Here is a 1783-nt window from a genome sequence, read left to right as displayed (position 1 = left end):
CGCAACTCTGGGTTTGAAACGACAGCAAGCGCCAACAGCAACGCGCATGCTTGAGCAAGGCGAAATAGGTGTCGTTGTTTCATGTGGCGACGTTAACTGGGCTGGTCATAACAAAGCGCGCTAACGTTGGACGTAACGGGCGCCGGAGCGCAGCGGAGGGCACCAAACTGCGCAGCAGTTTGGCGTCCCGTTGACGGACTTGTTAGCCGGCGCGGAATAGAGTTTTGTCATGGTCTGCTAAGTGGCGAAACGTAAGTGTGCTTCCCTCTTCGAAGTTCAGCGTAGCACCGACTTCCGCCGACGCTCCCCAATACTCGACGGACGCTAGATTGCAGCCAACGACGCCCGGCATTTTCGATAGGTTTACCAAAGCAAGCGCACTTGAGTCGGTGTGGTTTACCGGCACAGTTGGTTGGTCAGACGAGCGCCAAAATATCGTGTTGCCATCGAAGTAGAGCCGGACCCACTTACCAGAGAACTCGAAATAGGCGACGTTCGCAGGGTCCGCGACCTCTCCGTGCTCTTGATGCTGCAATAGGCAGAACGATGTGCATTCACAACCGACGATCGGCGGTTGTTCACCATTGAGCGAGTAGAGAGGAGTGCCGGTGGTCATCGAGACGGCTAACGTGGAAGTAAGCGGACGCCGCAGCGCGAAGCGCGGAGGGAACCTGCAAGCGTCAGCTTGCAGGCGGTCCGCTTGACTGCAGGGTTAGACGGCACGGAATTCATCGCTTGAGCAGAATACTGATTACCAGTGATGTAGCTGAAATAAGCAGCGCAAGCCCTGACATGCTCAGCGGCATGATGAACCTCAAAAAGTCGCGGTTCTCGCCAGCAAGGATTGACGCCAAGAACGGAAAATTAACGGCATGCTTCTTCTCTCCGACTTTTAAGGTAAATAGAGATACCAGCGCCCCATCTTCTTGTTTGTAGCGGTGTTTTCTATCCAAGTGATAGTAAAGACGACCAAATAAAAGCTCTGGGCTGCAATCCAACTTTTCCGCCAACGCCTGCAGATTTATGGCGATGTATGGATCATTGTCGGAGACCACAACATCAGAGTTCGATCTGGGGTATTGATCCTTGTACATCTCATAGATGCATTTGAGGACATAGCGATCTGACGTGAGAGTACTCATGTTTGCAATGCTCAGTGGGTAGTGCTGTCTAACGTGGAAGTAACCGGCACCGGAGCGCCAGCGAAGGGGACCCCAATGCGCAGCATTGGGGTGTCCGGTTGACTGCCGTGTTAGGCGACATTTCAGGGGCTACCCAAAGATTAGAGATTTCACCCCAAACACGACGCCAACCAGCAACAACGCAAGTGCTACGAGCAAAAGTACTTTGGCTCCGTGGGAGGTTCCTGGTGCGAATGGACTCTCTCCTTTGACGCGCTTCTGAAGCAGCGTTTGAAGCTTTTGAAGTTCTACGTAATTCCAGAGACAGCCGCATTTCGCGCACGCATGAAACCCTTGTTTATCAATGACTGCGACGGATCTGGAGATTGCGAAGAAGTTGAGATCCTGTGGATAGAAGCGGCCGTTGAAAATCTCGTTCTCATCAGACGCGATTAAGCTTCCCTTGACGACTTCTTTGCTCGCGCACGATGGGCACGCTAACGGGTGGTTGGAGTGCATGTGTGCTTTGTTTGGCGCCTAACGAATGAAAGGGCATTCCCCATCCCGCGGTGCCGTGTGAGCGGCGTCGCGTTTTGAGTGCCACGATGGGATTGCACAACTCATCGTCATCTCGATGGAGGGGAAGCCCATGAAAATTGTGG

2 protein-coding genes are annotated in these 1783 nt (G+C 53.3%); both read right to left on the bottom strand.

Features of this window, described 5'->3' with window-relative positions; all coding sequences use genetic code 11:
* Window positions 1-202 precede the first annotated feature (202 nt).
* On the bottom strand, window positions 203-616 hold the full coding sequence (locus tag HH302_RS22200) for a hypothetical protein (RefSeq protein ID WP_172205409.1): 414 nt from the start codon (window positions 614-616) through the stop codon (window positions 203-205).
* Window positions 617-728: 112 nt separating this feature from the next.
* Window positions 729-1142, bottom strand: coding sequence for a hypothetical protein (locus HH302_RS22195; protein WP_172205406.1), 414 nt, complete (start codon window positions 1140-1142; stop codon window positions 729-731).
* Window positions 1143-1783: the final 641 nt, after the last annotated feature.

Origin of the sequence: Niveibacterium sp. COAC-50 (assembly GCF_013184235.1) — a bacterium.
GTDB lineage: Bacteria > Pseudomonadota > Gammaproteobacteria > Burkholderiales > Rhodocyclaceae > Niveibacterium > Niveibacterium microcysteis.
The sequence above is the reverse complement of the archived record's forward strand: the minus strand, read 5'-3'. Positions and strand labels throughout refer to the sequence as shown.

Bases quoted from the DNA above. Each gene is read 5' to 3' on its own strand.
- HH302_RS22200 (WP_172205409.1), bottom strand. From the start codon at position 616: ATGACCACCGGCACTCCTCTCTACTCGCTCAATGGTGAACAACCGCCG.
- HH302_RS22195 (WP_172205406.1), bottom strand. From the start codon at position 1,142: ATGAGTACTCTCACGTCAGATCGCTATGTCCTCAAATGCATCTATGAG.